The 20,822-nt window shown below is 66.4% G+C and carries 17 protein-coding genes; 5 read left to right on the top strand and 12 right to left on the bottom strand.

All coding sequences use genetic code 11. The features are described 5' to 3' along the window. Nucleotides 1–38: 38 nt before the first annotated feature. Nucleotides 39–1,787 (bottom strand): ShlB/FhaC/HecB family hemolysin secretion/activation protein, encoded by a 1,749-nt coding sequence (locus tag EDF74_RS14540; RefSeq protein ID WP_260232266.1) that lies wholly within the window; start codon nt 1,785–1,787, stop codon nt 39–41. A 412-nt stretch (nt 1,788–2,199) separates the two neighbouring features. Between EDF74_RS14540 and EDF74_RS14535 the strand changes: the two genes are divergently transcribed. The 5 genes from EDF74_RS14535 (at nt 2,200) to pgaD (ending at nt 9,428) form a co-directional block, all read left to right on the top strand. Next, nucleotides 2,200–3,411: a CynX/NimT family MFS transporter gene (locus EDF74_RS14535; RefSeq protein WP_123730899.1), complete on the top strand. Its 1,212-nt coding sequence runs from the start codon at nt 2,200–2,202 to the stop codon at nt 3,409–3,411. Between the two features lie 346 nt (nt 3,412–3,757). Continuing rightward, on the top strand, nt 3,758–5,794 hold the full coding sequence (gene pgaA, locus EDF74_RS14530; protein ID WP_123730730.1) for a poly-beta-1,6 N-acetyl-D-glucosamine export porin PgaA: 2,037 nt from the start codon (nt 3,758–3,760) through the stop codon (nt 5,792–5,794). Nucleotides 5,795–5,804: 10 nt separating this feature from the next. After that, complete coding sequence (pgaB, locus tag EDF74_RS14525) at nt 5,805–7,700, top strand: poly-beta-1,6-N-acetyl-D-glucosamine N-deacetylase PgaB (RefSeq protein WP_184997254.1); 1,896 nt, start codon at nt 5,805–5,807, stop codon at nt 7,698–7,700. Between the two features lie 7 nt (nt 7,701–7,707). After that, complete coding sequence (gene pgaC, locus EDF74_RS14520; protein WP_123730729.1) at nt 7,708–8,955, top strand: poly-beta-1,6-N-acetyl-D-glucosamine synthase; 1,248 nt, start codon at nt 7,708–7,710, stop codon at nt 8,953–8,955. Next, on the top strand, nt 8,952–9,428 hold the full coding sequence (pgaD, locus tag EDF74_RS14515; protein ID WP_123730728.1) for a poly-beta-1,6-N-acetyl-D-glucosamine biosynthesis protein PgaD: 477 nt from the start codon (nt 8,952–8,954) through the stop codon (nt 9,426–9,428). The genes pgaC and pgaD overlap by 4 nt, the downstream gene beginning before the upstream one ends. Before the next feature lie 32 nt (nt 9,429–9,460). Here pgaD and EDF74_RS14510 read toward each other — a convergent pair whose 3' ends face one another. The 11 genes from EDF74_RS14510 to EDF74_RS14460 form a co-directional block, all read right to left on the bottom strand. Next, nucleotides 9,461–10,723, bottom strand: coding sequence for a glutamate-5-semialdehyde dehydrogenase (locus EDF74_RS14510; protein ID WP_123730727.1), 1,263 nt, complete (start codon nt 10,721–10,723; stop codon nt 9,461–9,463). A gap of 35 nt (nt 10,724–10,758) precedes the next feature. Then, complete coding sequence (gene proB / locus EDF74_RS14505; protein ID WP_123730726.1) at nt 10,759–11,907, bottom strand: glutamate 5-kinase; 1,149 nt, start codon at nt 11,905–11,907, stop codon at nt 10,759–10,761. Nucleotides 11,908–11,920: 13 nt separating this feature from the next. Then, nucleotides 11,921–12,181, bottom strand: a complete 261-nt coding sequence (locus tag EDF74_RS14500; RefSeq protein WP_123730725.1) for a YciI family protein — start codon at nt 12,179–12,181, stop codon at nt 11,921–11,923. Between the two features lie 69 nt (nt 12,182–12,250). Further along, a complete protein-coding gene (gene argH / locus EDF74_RS14495) occupies nt 12,251–13,546 on the bottom strand; it encodes an argininosuccinate lyase (RefSeq protein ID WP_123730724.1) in 1,296 nt (431 codons plus the stop codon). Nucleotides 13,547–13,621: 75 nt separating this feature from the next. Further along, complete coding sequence (gene argC, locus EDF74_RS14490; RefSeq protein ID WP_123730723.1) at nt 13,622–14,575, bottom strand: N-acetyl-gamma-glutamyl-phosphate reductase; 954 nt, start codon at nt 14,573–14,575, stop codon at nt 13,622–13,624. Next, nucleotides 14,572–15,171: a GNAT family N-acetyltransferase gene (locus EDF74_RS14485; RefSeq protein WP_123730722.1), complete on the bottom strand. Its 600-nt coding sequence runs from the start codon at nt 15,169–15,171 to the stop codon at nt 14,572–14,574. Before EDF74_RS14485 ends, argC begins: the two co-directional genes overlap by 4 nt. 5 nt (nt 15,172–15,176) lie before the next feature. Then, nucleotides 15,177–16,502, bottom strand: a complete 1,326-nt coding sequence (locus EDF74_RS14480; RefSeq protein ID WP_184997252.1) for an acetylglutamate kinase — start codon at nt 16,500–16,502, stop codon at nt 15,177–15,179. Between the two features lie 73 nt (nt 16,503–16,575). Next, a complete protein-coding gene (locus EDF74_RS14475) occupies nt 16,576–17,664 on the bottom strand; it encodes an acetylornithine deacetylase (RefSeq protein WP_428999168.1) in 1,089 nt (362 codons plus the stop codon). A 5-nt stretch (nt 17,665–17,669) separates the two neighbouring features. Next, on the bottom strand, nt 17,670–18,119 hold the full coding sequence (locus EDF74_RS14470; RefSeq protein WP_123730721.1) for a GNAT family N-acetyltransferase: 450 nt from the start codon (nt 18,117–18,119) through the stop codon (nt 17,670–17,672). Between the two features lie 63 nt (nt 18,120–18,182). Further along, a complete protein-coding gene (locus EDF74_RS14465; RefSeq protein ID WP_123730720.1) occupies nt 18,183–19,376 on the bottom strand; it encodes an argininosuccinate synthase in 1,194 nt (397 codons plus the stop codon). 92 nt (nt 19,377–19,468) lie between these two features. Then, entirely contained in the window at nt 19,469–20,479 is a 1,011-nt protein-coding gene (locus EDF74_RS14460) for an N-acetylornithine carbamoyltransferase (RefSeq protein WP_123730719.1), read from the bottom strand. Nucleotides 20,480–20,822 lie beyond the last annotated feature (343 nt).

Genomic DNA, 20,822 nt, shown 5'->3' with positions numbered 1-20,822 from the left:
CGTGCGGTCGGCGCGGCGCGCAGGCGCCAGCGCTGGAATCAGAACGACCAGCTCAGGGTGAATCCGGTGACGGTGTACGCATTCTGGAAACCAGAGGGCTTGTTCAACGGGGCGCCGACGAAGCCGTCCCAGTAAAGGCCGCGATAGGACCCGCGCAGGCCGATCACGGTGCCTGCCAGGTCTTTGCCCAGCTGCCATTGCGTGGCGCTGCCGCCGACATGACCGTAATCGGCGCCGACGTAGAACTCCTGGCCACCGCCGAGTGCCAGGCCGATGTCGTTGCGGATGAGCCAACCGCGCTCGCCCATCAGCGACATCTCGCCATCGAAGCCGCGCACGGTGTAGCGGCCACCGATCGCGAAGCGGTCCTGCGGCACCAGGCCTCCACGGTTCCACTGCGCGCGCCAGCTGCCGGTGTAGCGCAGGCGCTGCTGGCCAAGCTGGAACGGGACGCTCAGCTGCGCATCGGCGAAGTAGATCTTCGGGTGCGAAGTGGCTTCACCGAACAGCTCCTCGGGCGCTGCGATCGAGCCGAATGCCCCGGTGCCGCGGCGGAAGCCGAACGTGCCATCCAGCGTCGCCTGGCCAATGAAATGACGGTGGTTCAGGCCGAGTTCCCAGCCGCCCATGCGCCGGCGCTGCACCAGGATTTCGGTATCGTCGATGAAGTTGCGCGAGTCGCGCTCCCATGCACGCAGGTACATGCTGGTCTTGCTGCTCGCAGTGCGGAACAGCAGGCGCGTGGCCCGTACTTCGGCGTTGTAACTCTCGCCGCTGTACAGATACGACTGCTGGTTGCCGGCCACGGTCTGCTCGTACTCGTAGCCGCTGCGGGTGGCGCCGAACAGCCAGTAACCGACGGGCACGGAGTAGTGGAAGGTGAAGCCCTTGGTGCCGCGCTTGCCGCCACTGAACACGTCGTGGTTGAGGTTGACGTAGAACAGGTCGTTCTGGCGCAGCGCGTGGTCCAGCGACATCGTCGCGCCGGCCTGGGTCTTGCCGGTGGCCTTGCTGCCGGAATCATCCAGGCTCAGGTTGAAGCGCACCAGCCGCTGCTGCGACCACTGCACGACCAGGTCGCTCTGCCCGGGCGCGGCATCGGCGCCTTCGGCCGGGCTGATCTGGATGTCGGCCTCGGCGGTCGGCACCCGCTTGAAGTTCTCCAGCCCCTGTTCGATGTCACGCAGGTTGAGCAGGTCGCCGCTGCGCGCCGGGATCGCGTTCCACATCGTGGCATCGCGGTGGGTGCCTTCGGCGAAGCGGATCTGACGCAGCGTGCCGGGCACCAGCGTCAGTTCCAGCGCGCCGGTGGTCAGGTCCTGCGGCTGGGCCAGCACGCGCGTGGTGACGAAGCCGCGCTCCACGATGGCGTTCTGCACGCGCGACATCACCACGTTGATCCCGGTGGTGCCCAGGCAACGGCCAAGCGCCGGATCGCCGTTGACGTTGGCCGCAGCCAACGCCCACTGGAAGCGTTCGGCCTGCTCGCCGCCCAAGGTGATGCGCTCGATCACGAAACACGGTGCCTCATCCTGGGGCAGCCGCTCCGGGGCCGCCACCGGGGCGTCCTGCAGGCGCGCATCGGGCCGTGTTTCAAGCTGCTCGCGCAGCGCGCGTTCGCGCTCCTGCTGGCGGAGCAGTTCCTGATCAGGGGCCGGCAGCTGCTGGGCACTGGCCGGCAGACAGATCAGGGCCAGCGCGGCCGCCAGCGGGGCCAGAAGGAGGGTGCGCCGGGAAGCGCCATGAGAACCGGCGCGAGCCGGGGTGGGTAGTACGTGGTTTGGCATGCAGGATCTCGAACGTGGGCTGGCACGAACCATCGTTCGCTATAGACCGCCCCTATGGAGGCCCGCCAATTTAAGAGCTATTCGCGACATGAAAACCGTCAAAAACCCCACTCGTCGGGTAGGACAACCACCCACCTGCATGTAGGTATTTTCCTAAATAGTCATTTTTTTGACGCAGCTCACATGGGAGGGGACCGCGCGACCCTTGTTGTGAACACGTTTTCACACGTAGCGCCTGCCGAAGGGCTCGATGAGGGACCTGCCGGGATCGAACCCGTACAATGGCCGGTCCTGGCCCCGCCTCCGGCGACGGCCCAGTCCCCTACCCCGCAGATGCCGGCCGCTGGCCGGTCTCTGCCGTTGCACCCGCGTGCCTGAGGCCGCGGTGCGCCACCTGTCAGGAAACATGCTGATGACTCACCCCACCTCACCGTCCCAGTCCCTGCTTCACGGGCGCCTGCTGGCCTTTGCCGCGATCCTGCTGGCCGCCTTGAACCTGCGCACCGCGGTCACCTCGCTGACCCCGCTGTTGGATGTGCTCGGCCAGACCTTCGGCTTCGGCACCACCATGACCGGCGTGCTCGGCATGCTGCCGACGGCCGCCTTCGCGCTGTTCGGCGTGACCACCCCGGCAGTGGCGCGCCGGCTGGGCCTGGAGCGCACCGCCTTGCTGGCGATGAGCCTGGCCACCGTAGGCCTGCTGCTGCGCTCGATGGCAGGCGGCGTGGGCAGCCTGCTGTTCGGCTCGGTGGTGGCGCTGGCCGGCATGGGCATCGGCAACGTGGTGGTACCGCCGCTGGTGAAGCGTTACTTCGCCAACCGCGTGGGCACCATGAGCACGCTCTACATCACCGTGCTGCAGATCGGCACGATGATGCCGGCCCTGCTGGCGGTACCCGTCGCGCAGCAGGCGGGCTGGCGCGTATCGCTGGGCATCTGGGCACTGATGTCGCTGGCGGCGGCGCTGCCGTGGCTCATGCTCTCCCGTGCCCGCCCGCACCCGGACACGATCAGCGCCGCAAACGATCCTGCCAGCGCGCCGCACGGCAAGGTCTGGAAGACGCCGCTGGCCTGGGGCATGACCCTGATGTTCGGCATGACCTCGTTGATGACCTATTCGATGTTCACCTGGTTGCCGCGCATCGTGGTCGAAGCCGGTGCCACGCCGGCCTTCGGCGGCATCATGGTCGCCATCTTCGCCGCCTGCGGCCTGCTGCCGTCGCTGACCATGCCGGCCCTGGCCGTGCGTCTGCGCAATCCCTTCCCGCTGGTGCTGATCGGTTTCAGTGCCTTCCTGATCGCTTTCGCCGGCCTGCTGTACGCACCGATGAAGGCTCCCTGGCTGTGGGCGGTGCTGCTTGGCATCGGCCCGTCCACGTTCCCGTTGGCGTTGACCCTGATCAACCTGCGCACGCGTACGCCGGCCGGCTCGGCGGCATTGTCCGGCTTCATGCAGGGCGTGGGCTATGCCTTCAGCTGCCTGGGGCCGTTCCTGTTCGGCTGGCTGCACGCGGTCAGCGGTGGCTGGCACCTGCCGTTCGCCTTCCTGGTGCTGTGCGCGGTAGTGCTGCTCAGCGCCTCCTGGGTCGCCTGCAAACCGCAGAAGCTCGAAGACCAGTGGTGATCGCCCCGGCGCGTCCATCTACACGCGCTGTGCGCAACTGCTGACGTAGCGTGTCGCTAACTGACCCGATGCCAGACATCGGGCGGTGTTCGGAGCCCCTGGCACCGCCAGGTGGCTGAACAGCTTCATGGCGACGGAGTGCGCTTTCCCATGTTGGCGACATGGTCTGAATCTGTAGCAATTCAATGACTTGCCCCTCTCCTCCGGGTTCCGCCCGGGGGCTGATCGGCCGTACCCGGCCCATAACGATTTGGCAACAACTGCGCAGTCAGGCACGGTTGGCATGTGATGTGCGTCACACTTTTGACGCAACACACCTTTGAAAGGATGCTCCAAGGGGGGTTCCATGTACGACCATCGGCCGCTGGCGCTCTGCGTCGGCCTGGCATGCGCCACACTCGCTTTTTCCGCTCCGGCGGCCGCTGCAGCCACTGCGCGGGACAACGCATTGGCCGAGATCGGCCAGTTCCGGGACCACGCCCAATGGCTGGATGCACTGGCGGCGATCGAGCGTGCACGGGTCCGGTCGCCCGACGACGAACTGCTGTATCGCCTGCAGGTGCTGACCCTGGCGGACATCGGCAACGCGCACCGCGCCTGGCAGCTGTACCTGGCGCGCCCCACCCTGTTCGATGCGGCACAGAAAGAACGGCTGGAAGGCAATTACCTGGCCAAGCTGGTGGGCTGGAGCCTGGCCTATGGCCCCAGCGAGGACACCCGCCTGGATGAAGCCGATGCCGCGCTGGTGCAGATGCAGCAGTACCTCGAGCGCGATGGCACCACGGTGCATCAGGCGCCACTGCGGATCCGCTATGACCGCCTGATCCTGCTCAATCGACTGGGCCGCCATGCACAGGTGCGCGAGGAGTACCGCACGCTGCTCGCCGAGGGCCACCCGGTACCGAACTATCTGCTGGCCGCCGTCGGCGATTCGCTGATGGCCACACAGCATCCGGCCGAGGCGATCCCGGTGCTGGAAGCCGCACTCAACGCCGATCCGTCGCTGCCGCAGGCGCGCTCGGAACTGGCTTATGCGTATCTGGAGGACGAGCAGGCCGACACCGCGATCGCCCTGCTGAAGAAGTGGCAGACCGATGAGCCCGCGTGGCGCTGGGCCAATGGTGCCAAGGCGCCGTATCCGAACTGGCCGCGCTACGAAGCCGACCTCAACCTGGCCATGGTGCGTGCCTACAGTGGCGACCTGCCCACCGCCCAGCGCGATCTGGAGAAGATGGTCGACATCGGCCCGGGCAACACCGGCACGCAATCCTCGCTGGGCAACATCTATCTCATGCGTGGCTGGCCGCGACGAGCGCTGGAGCGCTACAGCATGGCCAACACGCTGGACCCGCGCGACGTACCGGCGCGTCTCGGTCAGTACGATGCCTACGTGCAGCTGCAACGCGATGACCTGGCTCGGCCGGTTCGTGACACCCTGCTCGCCGCCTATCCGAACCAGCCCTCCGTGCAGCGCATGGACCGCAGTTGGCGGGCGCACCGTGGCTGGCAGTGGCATGCCTACGCCGAAGGTGGGCGCAGCTCGGGCGGTGGCGGCACCTCACCGCTGGGCAACGATGACGGCCGCTACGGCGTGGAAGTGCAGTCACCGGTGCTGGACGACCGCTGGCGCCTGGTCGCGTTCGCCGATCGGCGCAGCGTGGATTTCCAGGACCAGACCATCGACCCGTTGCGGATCGGTGCGGGTACGCGCTACCGCTACGGCCGCGCCGATGCCGAAGCCTTCGTCAACCGCGCCAACGACCACATCGGCGATACCGGCCTCAGCGCCGGGTTCGGCTGGCAGTTCAGTGATCAATGGCATGCCGGCATCACCGCCGCACGCAACGACCCGGATGCCTCGATGCAGGCGCGGGTGTCGGGCATCACCGCCGACAGCATCGCACTGGCGGCCGACTATCGGCGCGACGAGCGCACCCACTGGAGCGTGGGGGCCAGCCAGTTCCGCTACGACGACGGCAACCGTCGCGATACCGTCAGCACCGCCATCGAGCAGCGCCTGATGACCCGGCCGACGGTGTTCCTGGACGGTCTGGGCAGCGTGTATGCCAGCCGCGGCAGCCGCGATGACGTGCCCTACTTCAACCCCTCCGAGGATCACTCGGTGGAGATCGGCCTGCGCGTGGACCAGCAGCTGTGGCGCCACTACGAACGCCACTTCCGGCACCGCCTGACCGTCTCCGTGGGGCAGTACTGGCAGCAGGGCTATGGCAGCGCGATCGTGCCCTCGGCCGAGTACCGCCATGAGTGGCAGCTCGGCGAAGGCCGCATTTTCGAGTACGGCATCCGCTGGTCGCGACCGGTCTATGACGGACAGCGTGAACGACACATCGGCTTGGATGCCGGCCTGCGGTGGGGAGAATGACATGCGGCACATGGACTTGAAGCGCTGGACCCGCTGGCTGTTGCTGGCCCTGCTAACTGCGGTGCTGCCGGCACAGGCACAGCAACCACCGGCCGTACTTGATGCCGCCGACAACGGACTGCTGGTGCTCAGCTACCACGACATCCGCGACGAGGTTGCCGCCCGCGGCGACCCGGACGCGTATGCCGTGAGCACGCAGAACTTCGCCGCACACCTGGACTGGCTGTCCGCACATGGGTATCACCCGGTGTCGCTGTCGCAGCTGATCACCGCCTCGAAGGGCGGCACGCCGCTGCCCCCCAAGCCGGTACTGCTGACCTTCGATGACGGCCTGCGCAGCGTGTACAGCAAGGTCTTCCCGCTGCTGCGCGCCTACAACTATCCGGCGCTGGTCGCGGTGATCACCGACTACGTGGACATGCCGGCCGGGCGCCAGATCGACTACGGCTACCGCCCCTTCACCCGCGATGATTTCCTGACCTGGGCGCAGCTGCGCGAGATGCAGAAAAGTGGGCTGATCGAACTGGCCAGCCACACCGACAACCTGCACCATGGCGTGCAGTCCAACCCACAGGGCAACTCCACCCCGGCGGTGATCACCCGGACCTACGATCCGGCCCGGAAGACCTACGAAACCGCGGCCGAGTACGAGGCCCGCCTGCGCGCCGACCTGGGCCGCAGCGTGGAGCGCATCCAGCGCAATGTCGGCGTCAGCCCCAAGGCGATCGTGTGGCCCTACGCGGCCTACAACGCGCTGAGCAACACTATCGCCGAGCAGCTGGGCATGCCGGTCTCGTTCGATCTGGAAGGGCGCAGCACGCCGGTCAAGCGTGATCTGCACGGTCTGGCCCGGTTGCTGGTGACCAACAACCCCACCGTGGTGCAGCTGGCCTATGAACTGCGCCGCGATGTTGAACGCGATGGCATGCGGGCCCTGCAGATCGACCTGGATGCGGTCTACGATGCCGACCCGGTGCAACAGGGCAAGAACCTGGATGCGCTGATCGACCGGGTCAAGAAGATCGGCCCGACCCACGTGTTCCTGCAGGCCTTCGCCGATCCGGACGGCAACGGCTCGGCCGATGCGCTGTACTTCCCCAACCGCCATCTGCCGATGCGTGCGGACCTGTTCAACCGCGTGGCGTGGCAGCTCAAGACGCGTGCCGGGGTGAAGGTGTTCGCGTGGCTGCCGGTGCTGGGGTACGAGCTCAAGGACCCGGCCATCCGCAAGGCGCTGGCCATCGAGAGCCCGGAAAGCGACGGCATCTTCCGGTTGGACTTCACCCGGCCAGAGGTCCGCAAGATCATCGACGACATCTACGAAGACCTGGCGATCAACTCGTACTTCGAGGGCCTGCTCTTCCACGATGATGCCTACCTGCGCGACACCGAGCTGACCCAGTTGCCGCAGGAAGGCGATGACGGTGCACGTACCCAGGCCCTGATCGACTTCACGCTGGAACTGCGCACCGCCGCGCAGCGCTGGCGGCCCAAGCTGGGCACCGTGCGCAACCTGTATGCCCAGCCCGTGCTGGAACCGCAGAGCGCGAGCTGGTTCGCCCAGCGCCTGGACCTGTTCAACAAGGCCTACGACCACACCGCCCTGATGGCGATGCCGTGGATGGAAGGCAGCCGCAGCCCGGAACGCTGGCTGGACCGGCTGGTGGTGGCGGTGAAGCAACACGATCCGCAGTTGTCGCAGACGATGTTCGAGCTGCAGACGCTGGACTGGCGCACCGGCAAGCCGATCCCCGGCGACCGCCTGCGCGCGCAGATCCGTCGTCTACAGGCGCAGGGCGTGCGTCATTTCGCCTGGTATCCGGATGACTTCATCGCCGGACGTCCCTCCACGTATGACGCCCGCGCGGCCATGTCGGCCCGCAGCTTCCCGTACGAGGAAAAGTGAGGTCGCCATGCATCCTCTTCTCTATACCCTGTTCCAGTTCGCCTTCTTCTACCCGATGGTGATGGCCTTCTTCTGGATGTCCGGCGGCCTGTATTACTTCTTCCGGCGCGAACGCAAGGCACGCGACCGCGATGATCCGCCGCCGATGGACGAGTACCCGTTCGCGTCGATCCTGATTCCCTGCCACAACGAGGCGGAGAATCTGGACGACACGCTCGGCTCGGCGCTCAAGCAGAACTACCCGGATTTCGAAGTGATCGCCATCAACGATGGCAGCAGCGACGATACCGGGGCACGGCTGGATGCCCTGGCCGCCCTGCACCCACGCCTGCGCGTGGTGCATCTGGACCGCAACCTGGGCAAGGCCAATGCGCTGCGCATGGGCGCGCTCGCCGCTCGCTCGGAGTTCCTGGTGTGCATCGATGGCGATGCGATGCTGGAGGAATACGCCACGCACTGGATGGTCTGGCACCTGACCTCCGGCCCGCGCGTGGGTGCGGTGACCGGCAACCCGCGCATCCGCAACCGCTCCACCCTGCTGGGCCGGCTGCAGGTGGCCGAGTTCTCCTCGATCATCGGCATGATCAAACGTGCGCAGCGGGTATACGGGCGCATCTTCACCATCTCCGGCGTGATCGCCGCGTTCCGTCGCACCGCGCTGCACCGGATCGGCTACTGGGCCGATGACATGGTGACCGAAGACATCGACATCAGCTGGCGCCTGCAGCTGGATCATTGGGACATCCGCTACGAGCCCAACGCGCTGTGTTTCATCCTGATGCCGGAAACGCTGAAGGGGCTGTGGCGGCAGCGGCTGCGCTGGGCGCAAGGCGGCGTGGAAGTGCTGCTGCGGCATGGCGGCTCGCTGTTCCACTGGCGCAAGCGGCGGATGTGGGGCGTGCTGCTGGAGTACATCCTCAGCGTGCTCTGGGCGTACACGATGCTGGCCATCATCGTGCTCTGGGCGCTGGGCAAGTTCATGGTGCTGCCACCGGAGTTGTACATCGCCACGCTGCTGCCGCAGTGGCATGGCGTGATCCTGGCCCTGGTCTGTCTGCTGCAGTTCGCCAGCAGCCTGATCATCGACCGCCGTTACGAGACGCATATTGGACGTAATTACTTCTGGGTGATCTGGTACCCGATGGCGTACTGGCTCATCAGTCTGTTCACGACCCTGGTGGCGTTCCCCAAGACGATCTTCAAACGTCGTGGCAAGCGCGCGGTCTGGGTCAGTCCTGACCGGGGTATCCGATGAACACTGTCAAATCCACCCGCCGCTTCGACTCGCGGCTGATCCAGAAACCGCGCAAGCAGCCGCGGCTGCAGCGTACCGCCTGGGGCTTTGTGACCATCGCCTTCTGGGCGTTCTACTTCTACCTGTGGGCGCCGCTGGTGACGCTGGTCTCCTGGCTGCTGGGCGGGCAGATGGCCTGGACCCAGCTGTATGAGCAGAAGCAGACGGTCGATCCGTTCGTGGTGATCGCACTGCCGGTGATGCTGGTCTGCTGCGCGGCGCTGCTGATCGCCTGGGCCGAGTACAACCGCATGCGGTTTTCGGGCAAGGAACGTCGGCTGCCACATGACGATGTGACCCGCGAAGAAATGGCGCATGACCTTGGCGCGAGTGCCGGCGTGGCGGCCTCGCTGGCTGACGGCAAGGCCGTGACCCTGCACATGGATGACCACGCGCGGCCGGTGCGGGTGACCGCGCAGGCGCTGGCCGGTTGAGGGTGGTGCCGGCCGCTGGCCGGCATCACCGACTACGTGCGCGTCTGGCCTTCGCCGCGGACGACGAAGCGCTCTACGGTGAGCGCTTCCAGTCCCATCGGGCCGTAGGCATGCAGACGGGTGGTGGAGATGCCGATCTCCGCACCCAGGCCGAGCTCGCCACCATCGGAGAAACGCGAGGAGGCGTTCACCATCACCACCGCCGAACGCAACGCGTGCACGAAGCGCTCCGCCGCCGCGGCATCCTCGGTCGCGATCACTTCGGTGTGGTCCGAACTGTACTGCTGGATATGCGCGAGGGCGTCCTCCAGGTCAGCCACCACGCGCACGGCGATGATCAGATCCAGATACTCGGCGGCGTAATCATCGTCGCTGGCCGCCTCGGCGTCGGGCAACCACTGGCGTGCCACCGCATCGGCGCGTAGCTGCACGCCACGCTCGGCCAGTGCTTTCGCTGCCAGGGGCAGGAAGGTCGGTGCGAGGTCGGCATGGACCAGCAGCGTCTCCAGCGAGTTGCAGGCCGACGGCCGGCTGCACTTGCCGTCTATCAGCAGGCGCAGCGCCAGTGCTGGATCGGCGGCACGGTCTACGTACAGATGGCAGACGCCCTTGTAATGCTTGATCACCGGTACGCGGGCATGCTCGGCCACGAAGCGGATCAGCCCTTCCCCGCCGCGCGGAATCGCCAGATCGATCAGGTCGTTGAGCTGCAGCAGCGCCAGCATGGTCTCGCGGCGCAGATCCTCGACCAGCGTCAACGCCGCATCGGCAATGCCGGCCTCGCGCAGGGCACGCTTGAGCGACGCGGCAATCGCGGTATTGGAATGGATCGCCTCCGAGCCTCCGCGCAGGATGACGCCGTTGCCGGCCTTGATGCACAGCGCGGCGGCATCGGCGGTGACGTTCGGGCGCGCCTCGTAGATCATCGCGATGACGCCCAGCGGCACGCGCACCTTCTGCACGCGGATGCCATTGGGACGCACGTCATCACGGGTCACCTGGCCGACCGGATCGGGCAATGCGGCGACCTCGCGCAAGGCGGCGGCGATACCGGCCAGACGCTGCGGGTTCAAGGCCAGGCGATCCAGCATCGCCGTGCCGACGCCCTTCTCCGTGGCCGCCGCAAGATCGCGGGCGTTGGCGGCGAGAATCGCCTCGGTATCGGCGTCCAGCGCGGTGGCCATGGCCTCCAGCAGTCCGGCCTTCGCGGCGGAGGACAGCTGCGCGAGTTGCTGGGCAGCCTCACGGCAGGCCAGCGCCTGGGTGCGGACGTCGGTAGTGGAGCTGGCGACCATCTCAATATCCTTGGAAAAACACGGTGGGGACGCGATCACAACAGCACCAGATCGTCACGGTGGATGACGTTGCCACCGTAGTTGTAGCCGAGCACGCTTTCGATGTCGCGCGAGTGGCGCCCGGCGACGCGGCGGATGTCGCTGGCCGAGTACTGGCTGACGCCACGGGCCAGGCAGACCTCGCCGGCCTCGGTGCGTTGCCGGATCTCGATCATGTCGCCGCGGCGGAAGTCCCCCTGCGCGCCGACCACGCCGCCGGGCAGCAGCGAGGCGCCCTTGCCACGCAGCGCATCGGCCGCGCCGCTATCGACCAGGATCGCGCCCGGTTCCAGCGGTGCGTGCCGCAGCCAGTACTTGCGCGCGGCCACTCGGGTCTGCGCGGCGTGGATGCGGGTGCCGAAGAGGCGGCCCTGGCTGAGCGCGCGCACCACCTCGGCGCTGCGCCCGTTGAACAGGCAGGTCTCGATGCCCACACGCCCGGCCTTGGCCGCGGCCTCCAGCTTGGTATGCATGCCGCCGGTGCCCGCGCCGCTGCCGGCCCCCCCAGCCATCGCCAGCACCTCGACGGTCAACTCGGGCACATCGTGGATCGGCCGTGCCTGCGGATCACGCCGCGGATCGGCGCTGTACAGGCCGTCGATATCGGTCGCGATGAACAGTACATCGGCGTCGATCAACGCGGCCACAGTCGCGGCCAGATTGTCGTTGTCGCCGAGCTTGAGCTCATCCACCGAGACCGTGTCGTTCTCGTTCACCACCGGCAGCGCACCGAGCCGCAGCAGCTCGTTGAGCGTGGCGCGTGCGTTGAGATAGCGGCGGCGGTTACGCAGGTCGTCATGGGTCAGCAGCACCTGCGCCACCGGGCGCTCGAAGAAGCGCTGCCACAACCCGATCAGCTGCGCCTGGCCGAGAGCGGCCAGTGCCTGCCGCGCGGCCATCGCTGCCCCGGCTTCCAGCGCGCGCGGCACGATCGCCCGGCCCGCCGCCACCGCTCCGGAAGACACGATCACTACTTCACGCCCCGCCAGGACATTGGCCGAGACGAACTGGGCCAGACCCAGTGCGTGGCGTGGCGAGAGACCGCCGCCGTCAGCCGCCAGCAGGCTGCTGCCTACTTTGAGGACGGCACGTTTCCACTGCGGAACGGCTTGTTCGGTGAACGGCGAAGGCACGGAGTGGTTCATGTGATCGGCGCGCTCAGCGCGTGCTCCATTCGTGGATACGGGCGGTGGCACTGCCGTGCACCAGCAGCGGATCAGTGTCGACCAGCGCCTGCGCGGCGTCCAGATCGGCAATATCCTGCAGCACGTAGGCTCCACCGCTCTTGTCGGTGAAGCCACCGGTCAGCAGCAGCTGCCCGCGGGCCCGCACCTCATCGAGAAAGCGCACGTGCTCGGCACCGACCTCATCGCGGAAGTCCGGCGTGCGGGTGACCATCACCAGATAACAGGTTTTCATGTGAGTCCTTTTCCCGGGCGCACCCGGCAAGACGTTACAAAAACGGCGACCTTGCGGCCGCCGTCGTGATTACACCAGTGCGGCCCAGCGGGCGCGCAGTTCATCCAGCCGCAGGTCGGCCGCCGCGCCGGGCGACACGCGCGCGGCCAGGCTGCCTTCGGGGGTACGCCCCTGCCCGGCCGTATCCGCCGCCGCCGCGGCGGCCTTGTAGGCCTCGCGGAACGGTACACCGGCCACCGCCGCTTCCACGGCGACATCGGTGGCGTACATGCCCGAATCGATCGCCGCACGCAGCTTGTCGTCGCGCCATTCCAGATTGGCCAGCAGCGCCGGCAGCAGTTCCAGCGCGGCCAGGCCGCGGCCGAAGCCATGGAAGATCGCGCCCTTGCTGCTCTGCAGATCGCGGTGATAGCCCGACGGCAGCGACAGCAGCTGCTCGATCTCGGTGCGGGCCGCGGCCACGCTGGCGTGGGTCGCGCGCATCAGTTCGATCACGTCCGGGTTGCGCTTGTTCGGCATGATCGAACTGCCGGTGGTGTATTGCGCCGGCAGCGCGACAAAGCCGAACTCGCCGCTGGTGAACAACGACAGGTCCCACGCGATGCGACGCAGATCCAGCGTAGCGCCGCCAAGCGCTTCCAGGGCGGCCAGCTCGAACTTGCCGCGCGAGAGCTGCGCGTAGATCGGCGAGATCTGCATCCGTGCGAAACCGAGTGCCTCGGTGGTGTGCGCGCGGTCCAGCGGCAGGTTCACGCCATAACCGGCGGCCGTGCCGAGCGGATTGGCATCGACCAGGTTGAAGGTGTCGTGCGCGCGGATCGCGTTGTCGATGAAGGCCTCGGCCCAGCCGGCCCACCACATGCCCGCCGAGGACACCACGGCGCGCTGGATGTGGGTGTAGCCCGGCACCGGCAGGTCTTTTTCGGCCTCGGCGCGATCCAGCGCGACCTTGGCGATTTCGCGGCTCAGCTCGGCCACGCGCAGCAGCTTGTCCTTCAGCCACAGCCGGGTCGCCACCAGGATCTGGTCGTTGCGGCTGCGGCCGGTGTGGATCTTGCGGCCGGCATCGCCGAGGCGCTCGGTCAGGCGCGCTTCGATCGCCGAGTGGCAATCCTCGAAGCGCTCATCCAGCACGAACGCACCACTGCGGAAATCCTCGGCCAACACATCCAGCTCGCGCTGCAGGCCGATGCGCTCGTCGTCGCCAAGGATGCCGATGTTCTCCAGGCCCTGCGCATGCGCCTTGCTGGCCGCCACGTCGTACAGGAAGAACTCGCGGTCCAGGATCACATCATCGCCGGCCAGGAAGGTCTGGATCTTGGCGTCTACCGCCACGCCGGGCTTCTGCCACAGAAGGTCTGCCATGTCTTGCTCCGTAGGCGGATTCGCTCCGCCGGGTTGTCAGGGCGCGCGCAGGGGGCCGCGCTGCGCCGTGGGAATTCAGTGCGGGATGGACGCCAGTTCGTCCAGGCCCAGCGCCAGGTTGAGGTTCTGCATCGCCTGGGTGGCCGCGCCCTTGAGCAGGTTGTCCAGAGTCGCCACCACCACCACGCGCTTGCCGCCCGGGGCCACGTCGAAGCCGCCGATCTGCACACCGTGCCGGCCGGCAATGCGGCTGACCCACGGTGCTTCGTCCAGTACTTCGATCAGCGCCTCGTTGGCGTAGTACTTCTGGTAGAGCGCGATCACGTCCTCGCGCGTGACCACCGTGTTGAGCCACAGGTTCACCGTCATGGTGATGCCGCGGAAGTGCGGCGCCACATGCGGCATGAACTCGACCGGCACGCGCAGGTGCGCGGTGACTTCGCGCTCGTGCACATGGTTGGTCAGCGCGTACGGCATCAGGTTGTCGCGCAGCAGTTCGGGATTGTTCTTGTCCGAGGGCGTGGTGCCCGCGCCGGAGTAACCGGAGACACCAAAGCACTGCGGCGGGCCGGCCAACTGCTGCAGCAGCGGGCTGATCGCCAGCTGCATCGCGGTGGCGTAGCAGCCCGGGTTGCTGATGCGCTTCTGGCCCAGGTAATCGCCCCGGGTCAGCTCCGGCAGGCCGTAGTACCAGCTCGGCTCAAAGCGCTGATCAGCCGACAGATCCACGATCACCGTCTCCGGCCTGGCCGCATCCAGCGCGGCCACGAACGGCGCGGACAGCCCATTGGGCAACGCCAGGATCACGGCATCCATGCCCTTGGCGGCAACCGCGTCCGCATCCAGGTTTTCGAACTGCAGTTCACCGTGCCAGTCGCTGTGGTGATCGCTCACGCGCTGGCCGGCCAGCTCGCGCGAGGACACGAAGCCCAGCTGCAGGTGCGGGTGGGCGGCGATCAGCTTGATCAGCTCGGCGCCGGTGTGGCCGCGGGCGCCGACGATGCCGACGGTGAAGGTCTTGATACTCATGCGTGTGCGTCCAGGCGGTGCTGCAGGTGGCGTTTCACCCCCTGCCATTCCGCATCGATGATGGAGAAGATGACGGTGTCGCGCGGGGTGCCATCCGGGTGGCGCTTGTGGTTGCGCAGCACGCCGTCCTGCTTGGCCCCCAACCGCGCGATCGCGGTGCGCGAGGTGAGGTTGAACCAGCTGGTCTCGAACACCACGCTCAGGCACTCCAGCCGCTCGAAGGCGTGGGTGAGCAGCATCAGCTTGGTTTCGGTGTTGATGCCGGTGCGTTGGGCGGCCTCGCCATACCAGGTGTAGCCGATGCTCAGGCGCGGCACCTCGGCGTCCAGATCGTAGTAGCGGGTGGTGCCGACCACTTCATCGGCCTCGTTGAGGACCACGAACGGCAACACCTTGCCCTCGGCCTGCGCCTGCAGCGCGGCCTGGACATAGGCCGTCATGGTCTTCGCACTGGGCACCTGGGTGTACCAGAGCCTGGACAAGGTGCCATCCCCCAGTGCACCGCGCAGGCCATCGATGTGCGCCATCTGCAGCGGCTCCAGCCGGGCGTGTGTGCCGGCCAGTGTGGGGACCTTGGTCCAATCGGCGAGATTCATGAGGTTCAGCCCTCCAGGCTGGGGGTGCGAGCGGCGCAATGCTCGACGTACGCTTTGATGCGGTCGAAGCCATCGGCGCCGAACCAGAACACCTTCCAGGTGCCCTGCTTGTAGCACCCGTCGGATTGCGCGTAGTAGAAGTGGTTGATCGGGTTGCCGTTGCGCGAGCGCCAGAACAGCTGCGGGGTTTCGTCCAGCATGACATTCCAGACCGCGCGGCCCAGGCCTTCGCCCTGCGCGTCGTCGAGCACCGCGAACTTGTCCAGGTAGACGCCTTCGGGCTCGTCGGTGAGGATCACTGCGGTGCGATAGTTCTCGCTCACGTAGGCGCGCAGCAGCTTGGTCTTCTGGAAATAATCCGGCACCAGGGTACGGCCGAAGCTGGATTCGATCAGCTGCTTCAGGCGCGGCAGATCGAGCGCATCCCATGCGGTAGCGCGCAGCACTTTCTCACCCTTGCGCACCAGCGTGCCGGAGCCCTTGTGGGTGAACAGTTCCTTGGCCAGGTCCGCCGGCCGCGTGATCGACACCGAGGACTCCAGTGGCAGCCGATCCAGCAGGTCCTTGATCTGTTCGATCTTGACCCGCATGCCGCCATGGATCCACGGCTGCTGCATCAGCTGGTCGTACTCGGTGGAGAGGTTGATCGAGTCGATCACCTTGCCCTCTTCATCGAGCAGACCACCGGTACCGGTCAGGAAGATGATCTTGTACGGCTGCAGTTCCTGCACCAGCTCGTTGGCGGCGAAATCGGCGTTGACGTTGAGGATCTGCCCGCAGCGGGTTTCGCCCAGGCTGGTGATCACCGGGATCGAGCCGGCGCGCAGACTGGCTTCGATCGGGGCCAGGTTGACCTTCTTGACTTCACCGACCAGGCCGTAGGTGGCCTGATCCAGATACTCGGCTTCGAACACGCCGCCGGTAATCGAGGTCGCGCGCGCACCGTTCTGCTGCAGCGCTTCGACCAGTTGCAGATTGGAGGCCTGGAACACCCGGCGCACGATCGCCAGGCCTTCGGCCGAGGTCACGCGCAGGCCGTTCACGGTCTGCTTCTCGATGCCGGCCGCCGACAGTTCGGCGTCCAGCTGCGGGCCGGCGCCATGCAGCACGATCGGGGTCAGGCCGACTTCCTGCAGGAACGACAGCGAGGAGGTCAGCGCCTCCAGGTCATCGCGCAGCACCGCGCCGCCGACTTTGACCACGGCGAAGCGCTTGGCGTCCAGCTGCGAGAAACGCTTGAGGTACTGGCTGATCTCCTTCGCGCTGGCCATGCTCGAGAGCAGGCGCACGATGGTCTGACGGGTCTGGCGGTGGGGCTGGGAAGAAGGCATTTCGATATCGTCGCAGGCGGCCGGGGCCGCGATGGGAGTTCCGTCAGTGGGGGACCACGACGGCGTCATTCGATCAGGCGCCGTGCGCAATGATGCGGTGCACGGACTCGGCGTAACGCTGCAGCTGCTCCAGCGTCACGAACTCATCGGCGGTATGGGCCTGGGCGATGTCGCCCGGGCCGTATACCAGCGTGGTGTAACCCCCGGCCGAGAACAGCGAAGCCTCGGTCCAGAAATCCACCGCATTGCCGATCGGGATATCCAGCGCATCGGCCACGTCGCGCGCGGCCAGGCGGCGGTTTTCTGCTTCGGCAATGTCGCCGGCCGGGAAACTCGGGCCGCGGAAGGTCTCGGTGAACACCGCGGCGGCCGGCTCGGCGAACCCGGCGAAGGTGGCCAGCAGCGCATCGATGTCCATCGAGGGCAGCGGGCGGAAGCCGAACCGCACCTCGGCCGCGGGCGCGATCATGTTGGCCTTGATGCCGCCTTCCACGCGCCCGATGTTGAAGCGCAGGCCGGTCAGCCCGCCAAAGCGTGCATGCGACAGCGACTCCACATGGTCCAGCGCGCGGTTGCCCCAGCGCATCGCCTGGTGCAGTGCGCTGGCGGCCGCATCCTGCTTGCCCGAGGCATGCCCGGCGCGACCCGTGAACTGCATCAGCACCGAGCTGATGCCACGGTGCGCGAGTACCGCTTCGCTCATCGTCGGCTCGGCCACCAGCACCGCTTCATACGCAATGCCACGGGCGAGGAAGGCGGCGATGCAGCGCGGGTCGTTGGCCTCCTCGTCGCTGGAGAACAGAAACGCGGCGTCGCCATCGCTGGCGTTCGCAGCCGCCACCAACGCAGCCGCGGCGCCCTTGATGTCACACACGCCCAGGCCGATCACGCGGTCCTCGGCGCGCCGCATCACATGCGGGTCGGCCGTCCAATGCGGCGAATCCGGCACGGTATCCAGGTGCACGTTGAACAGGTACTTCGGGGTGCCACGCACCGCATACAGGCTGACTGCACCGTCGCCATGGTCGATCACCTCCACGTTGAACCCGGGCAGGTTCGCACGCAGGTAATCGAAGATGCCGCCGGTGGTGATCGCACGCGGCGGATTGCGCGTGTCGAACGAAACCAGGGCCTGCAGATGGGTAAGGGTGTTTTCGAGCATGCGGGTCAGTCCTTCACTGCGGCAGCGGCCGCATCCTGGTAGATCGTGGGTCGTGCTATTTCCATGAGCAGCTCCGGGCGCGCCGGAGCAGCGAACCCGAAACGCGCGTACAGGCCATGCGCGTCGCGGGTGGCGAGCATGAAACGGCGCAGACCCTGCAGCGCCGGCTCCGCCAGCAACGCCTCGATCAACGCCGTGCTGTAGCCGCGCCCGCGGTGGTCGGCCAACACGAACACATCGGCCAGGTAGCCGAAGGTCGCACCGTCGGTGATCACCCGGGCAAAGGCCACTTGGCTGCCATCGTCCAGATAGCCGCCGACGCACAAGGAGCCGTCGATCGCCCGCTGCACCGTTTCCCGTGGAATCCCTTCGCTCCAAGACGCCTGGGTCGACAGATACTGGTGAATCAGCGCGACATCGAGCCGCTGTTTATCGGTGCAGACGTGCAGGTTCATGGTCTCGGTCCGGTTCAACGCCCGGCGGGTAGCGCGCACCCGCCGGACACGTCGATCAATCGATCAGCGATTCACCTGCGCATACAACGTCGAGCTCATGCCGAACAGCTTGATGAACCCTTCGGCTTCTTCCACGCCCCAGTCCGCCGACTGTGCATAGGTGGCGCCCTTGGCATTGAGCAGGTGCGGCGACTTCACGGCCACGGCATCCACACGGCCACCGCGGGTTTCCAGCACCACTTCGCCGTTGACCTTGGTCTGCGAGGACTTCAGGAAGGCTTCGATGTCGGTCTTGAGCGGGTCGTGGTAGAAGCCTTCGTACACCAGCTCCACCCACTTGCGTGCCACGTCCGGCTTGAAGCGGTTCTGCTGCTTGGTCAGCACCGCATCTTCTAGCGCGCGGTGTGCGGCCAGCAGCGAGACCAGGCCGGGGGCTTCGAACACGATGCGGCCCTTCAGGCCGATCACGGTGTCACCGGTGTAGACGCCACGGCCGACGCCGTACGGGGCGAACAGCTTGTTGAGCTTGGCCAGGATCTGCTCACCCGGCAGCGCTTTGCCGTCCAGCTCGACGGCTTCGCCTTCGACGAACTTCAGGGTGACGGTGAGCGGCTCGACTGGCCATTCGCTGCGCGGGGCGCACCAGCCGCGGGCACCCTCGCCCGGCGCTTCCCAACGGTCGATCTCGCCGCCGGACATGGTCAGGCCGAGCAGGTTCTCGTTGATCGTGTAGGCCTGCTGCTTGGCACGCACGCCGAAGCCACGCTCTTCCAGGTACTTCTGCTCGTAGGCGCGGGTCTGGGTGTGTTCCTTCTGGATTTCACGGATCGGCGCGACGATCTGGTAATCGCCCAATGCCTTCACGGCCAGATCGAAACGGACCTGGTCGTTGCCCATGCCGGTGCAGCCGTGGGCGATGATGTTGGTGCCCAGTTCGGCGGCGCGCTTGAGCGCGGCATCCACGATCAGGTAGCGATCGGAGACCAGCAGCGGGTACTGGCCCTGGTAGCCTTCGCCGGCCCACACGAACGGCTTGACGAAGCCACTCCAGATCGCCGGGCCACCATCGACGGTGACATGGGTGGTGACGCCCAGCTCGGCGGCACGCTGCTCGATGAAATCGCGCTCTTCGTCATCCACGCCGCCGGTATCGGCGAACACGGTGTGCACGTTGTAGCCGCGCTCCTGCAGGTAGGGCACGCAGAAGCTGGTGTCGAGTCCGCCGGAGAAGGCCAGGACGATGTCTTTCTTGCTCATGGGGGTCAGGTCCAATTGGAAATGCGGTATTGATTGCGTTCTGGAGCCGGTAGAGCCACGCCATGCGTGGCTGCACCGTTGGATTCGTTCGATTAGCGGCCGATCAGCGCCGACATGATCGCCTTCTGCACGTGCAGGCGGTTTTCAGCTTCGTCGATCGCGATGCACTGCGCCGAATCCATCACGCCGTCGGTCGCCTTCACGTTGCGGCGCAGCGGCAGGCAGTGGCTGAAGACACCGTTGTTGGTGAGCGCCATCTTGGCTTCGTCGACGATGAAGTGCTTGTACTGGTCGCGGATCGGCTTCTCCGGCTCCCAGTTGCCGAAGAACGGCAGCGCGCCCCAGCTCTTGGCGTACACCACGTCCGCGCCGGCGTAGGCGCTGGCGATGTCATGGCTGACCTGCAGCGAACCGCCGCTCTCGGCGACGTTCTGCTCGGCCCAGCCCATGTAGCGCTCATCCAGGATGTAATCCGGGGTCGGGCACAGCAGGGTCACGTCCATGCCCATGCGGGTGGCGATGGTCAGTGCCGAGTTGGCCACGGCGGTGTTCAGCGGCTTGGGATGGTAGGTCCAGGTCAGCACGTACTTCTTGCCGCGCAGGTCCTGGGTACCGAAGTGTTCCTGCAGCGCCATCACATGGGCCAGCTCCTGGCACGGGTGGGTGATGGTTTCCATGTTGATCACCGGCACCGGCGAGTACTTGGCGAAGCTCTTGAGCACCTCGTCTTCGCGGTCTTTGGTCCAGTCGATGAACTTCGGGAAGGCACGCACGCCGATCAGGTCCACATAGCGGCCCAGCACCTTGGCCACTTCGGCGATGTGCTCCTCGGTGTCCCCGTCCATCACCGAGCCCAGGTTGAACTCGATCGGCCAGGCGTCTTTGCCCGGCTGCAGCACGATCGCGTGGCCACCCAGCTGGAACGCGCCCAGCTCGAAGCTGGTGCGGGTACGCATGGAGGGGTTGAAGAACACCAGGGCAATCGACTTGCCCTTGAGCTCGTCGCCCAGTTTGTTGCGCTTGAACAACGCGGCCTGGGTCAACAGGGCATCCAGGTCGGTGCGGCTCCAATCCTGGGTGTTCAGGAAGTGCTTCAGGGACATCGATCGATCCTTTGCGGCTGGTTTTCCACCGTTTCCGGCGGAGGTTGGGGGCGCCGGGGCGCGTTCAGGGCTCAACAAAACGTATACAGATGAAACTTTTCAGATCGTAGAAACGAAAAAACCCAGCGCGGGGGCTGGGTTTTCCGAACAGACAGCACGAAGCTCCGGTTACCCAGCGAAAATGTGGGGTTCCGGTCGGCGGGCACGCGACGTCATGCCCGTAGCCATACGGGCGGCGCTGGTGTCGTGCTGGAAGTCGGTGAGTTTCATGGCCGCCCATCTTTGCATGCACCCGGGGTGGGTGCAAGGCCTGAATGGAAATTCAGGTTCAAGGCGTCGCCCG

Origin of the sequence: Stenotrophomonas rhizophila (assembly GCF_003751305.1) — a bacterium.
GTDB classification, from domain to species: domain Bacteria; phylum Pseudomonadota; class Gammaproteobacteria; order Xanthomonadales; family Xanthomonadaceae; genus Stenotrophomonas; species Stenotrophomonas rhizophila_B.
The sequence above is the reverse complement of the archived record's forward strand: the minus strand, read 5'-3'. Positions and strand labels throughout refer to the sequence as shown.

What these genes read in the sequence shown, in the direction of transcription:
- EDF74_RS14540 (WP_260232266.1), bottom strand. Translation starts at nt 1,787, where the DNA reads ATGCCAAACCACGTACTACCCACCCCGGCTCGCGCCGGTTCTCATGGC.
- EDF74_RS14535 (WP_123730899.1), top strand. Translation starts at nt 2,200, where the DNA reads ATGACTCACCCCACCTCACCGTCCCAGTCCCTGCTTCACGGGCGCCTG.
- pgaA (WP_123730730.1), top strand. Translation starts at nt 3,758, where the DNA reads ATGTACGACCATCGGCCGCTGGCGCTCTGCGTCGGCCTGGCATGCGCC.
- pgaB (WP_184997254.1), top strand. Translation starts at nt 5,805, where the DNA reads ATGGACTTGAAGCGCTGGACCCGCTGGCTGTTGCTGGCCCTGCTAACT.
- pgaC (WP_123730729.1), top strand. Translation starts at nt 7,708, where the DNA reads ATGCATCCTCTTCTCTATACCCTGTTCCAGTTCGCCTTCTTCTACCCG.
- pgaD (WP_123730728.1), top strand. Translation starts at nt 8,952, where the DNA reads ATGAACACTGTCAAATCCACCCGCCGCTTCGACTCGCGGCTGATCCAG.
- EDF74_RS14510 (WP_123730727.1), bottom strand. Translation starts at nt 10,723, where the DNA reads ATGGTCGCCAGCTCCACTACCGACGTCCGCACCCAGGCGCTGGCCTGC.
- proB (WP_123730726.1), bottom strand. Translation starts at nt 11,907, where the DNA reads ATGAACCACTCCGTGCCTTCGCCGTTCACCGAACAAGCCGTTCCGCAG.
- EDF74_RS14500 (WP_123730725.1), bottom strand. Translation starts at nt 12,181, where the DNA reads ATGAAAACCTGTTATCTGGTGATGGTCACCCGCACGCCGGACTTCCGC.
- argH (WP_123730724.1), bottom strand. Translation starts at nt 13,546, where the DNA reads ATGGCAGACCTTCTGTGGCAGAAGCCCGGCGTGGCGGTAGACGCCAAG.
- argC (WP_123730723.1), bottom strand. Translation starts at nt 14,575, where the DNA reads ATGAGTATCAAGACCTTCACCGTCGGCATCGTCGGCGCCCGCGGCCAC.
- EDF74_RS14485 (WP_123730722.1), bottom strand. Translation starts at nt 15,171, where the DNA reads ATGAATCTCGCCGATTGGACCAAGGTCCCCACACTGGCCGGCACACAC.
- EDF74_RS14480 (WP_184997252.1), bottom strand. Translation starts at nt 16,502, where the DNA reads ATGCCTTCTTCCCAGCCCCACCGCCAGACCCGTCAGACCATCGTGCGC.
- EDF74_RS14475 (WP_428999168.1), bottom strand. Translation starts at nt 17,664, where the DNA reads ATGCTCGAAAACACCCTTACCCATCTGCAGGCCCTGGTTTCGTTCGAC.
- EDF74_RS14470 (WP_123730721.1), bottom strand. Translation starts at nt 18,119, where the DNA reads ATGAACCTGCACGTCTGCACCGATAAACAGCGGCTCGATGTCGCGCTG.
- EDF74_RS14465 (WP_123730720.1), bottom strand. Translation starts at nt 19,376, where the DNA reads ATGAGCAAGAAAGACATCGTCCTGGCCTTCTCCGGCGGACTCGACACC.
- EDF74_RS14460 (WP_123730719.1), bottom strand. Translation starts at nt 20,479, where the DNA reads ATGTCCCTGAAGCACTTCCTGAACACCCAGGATTGGAGCCGCACCGAC.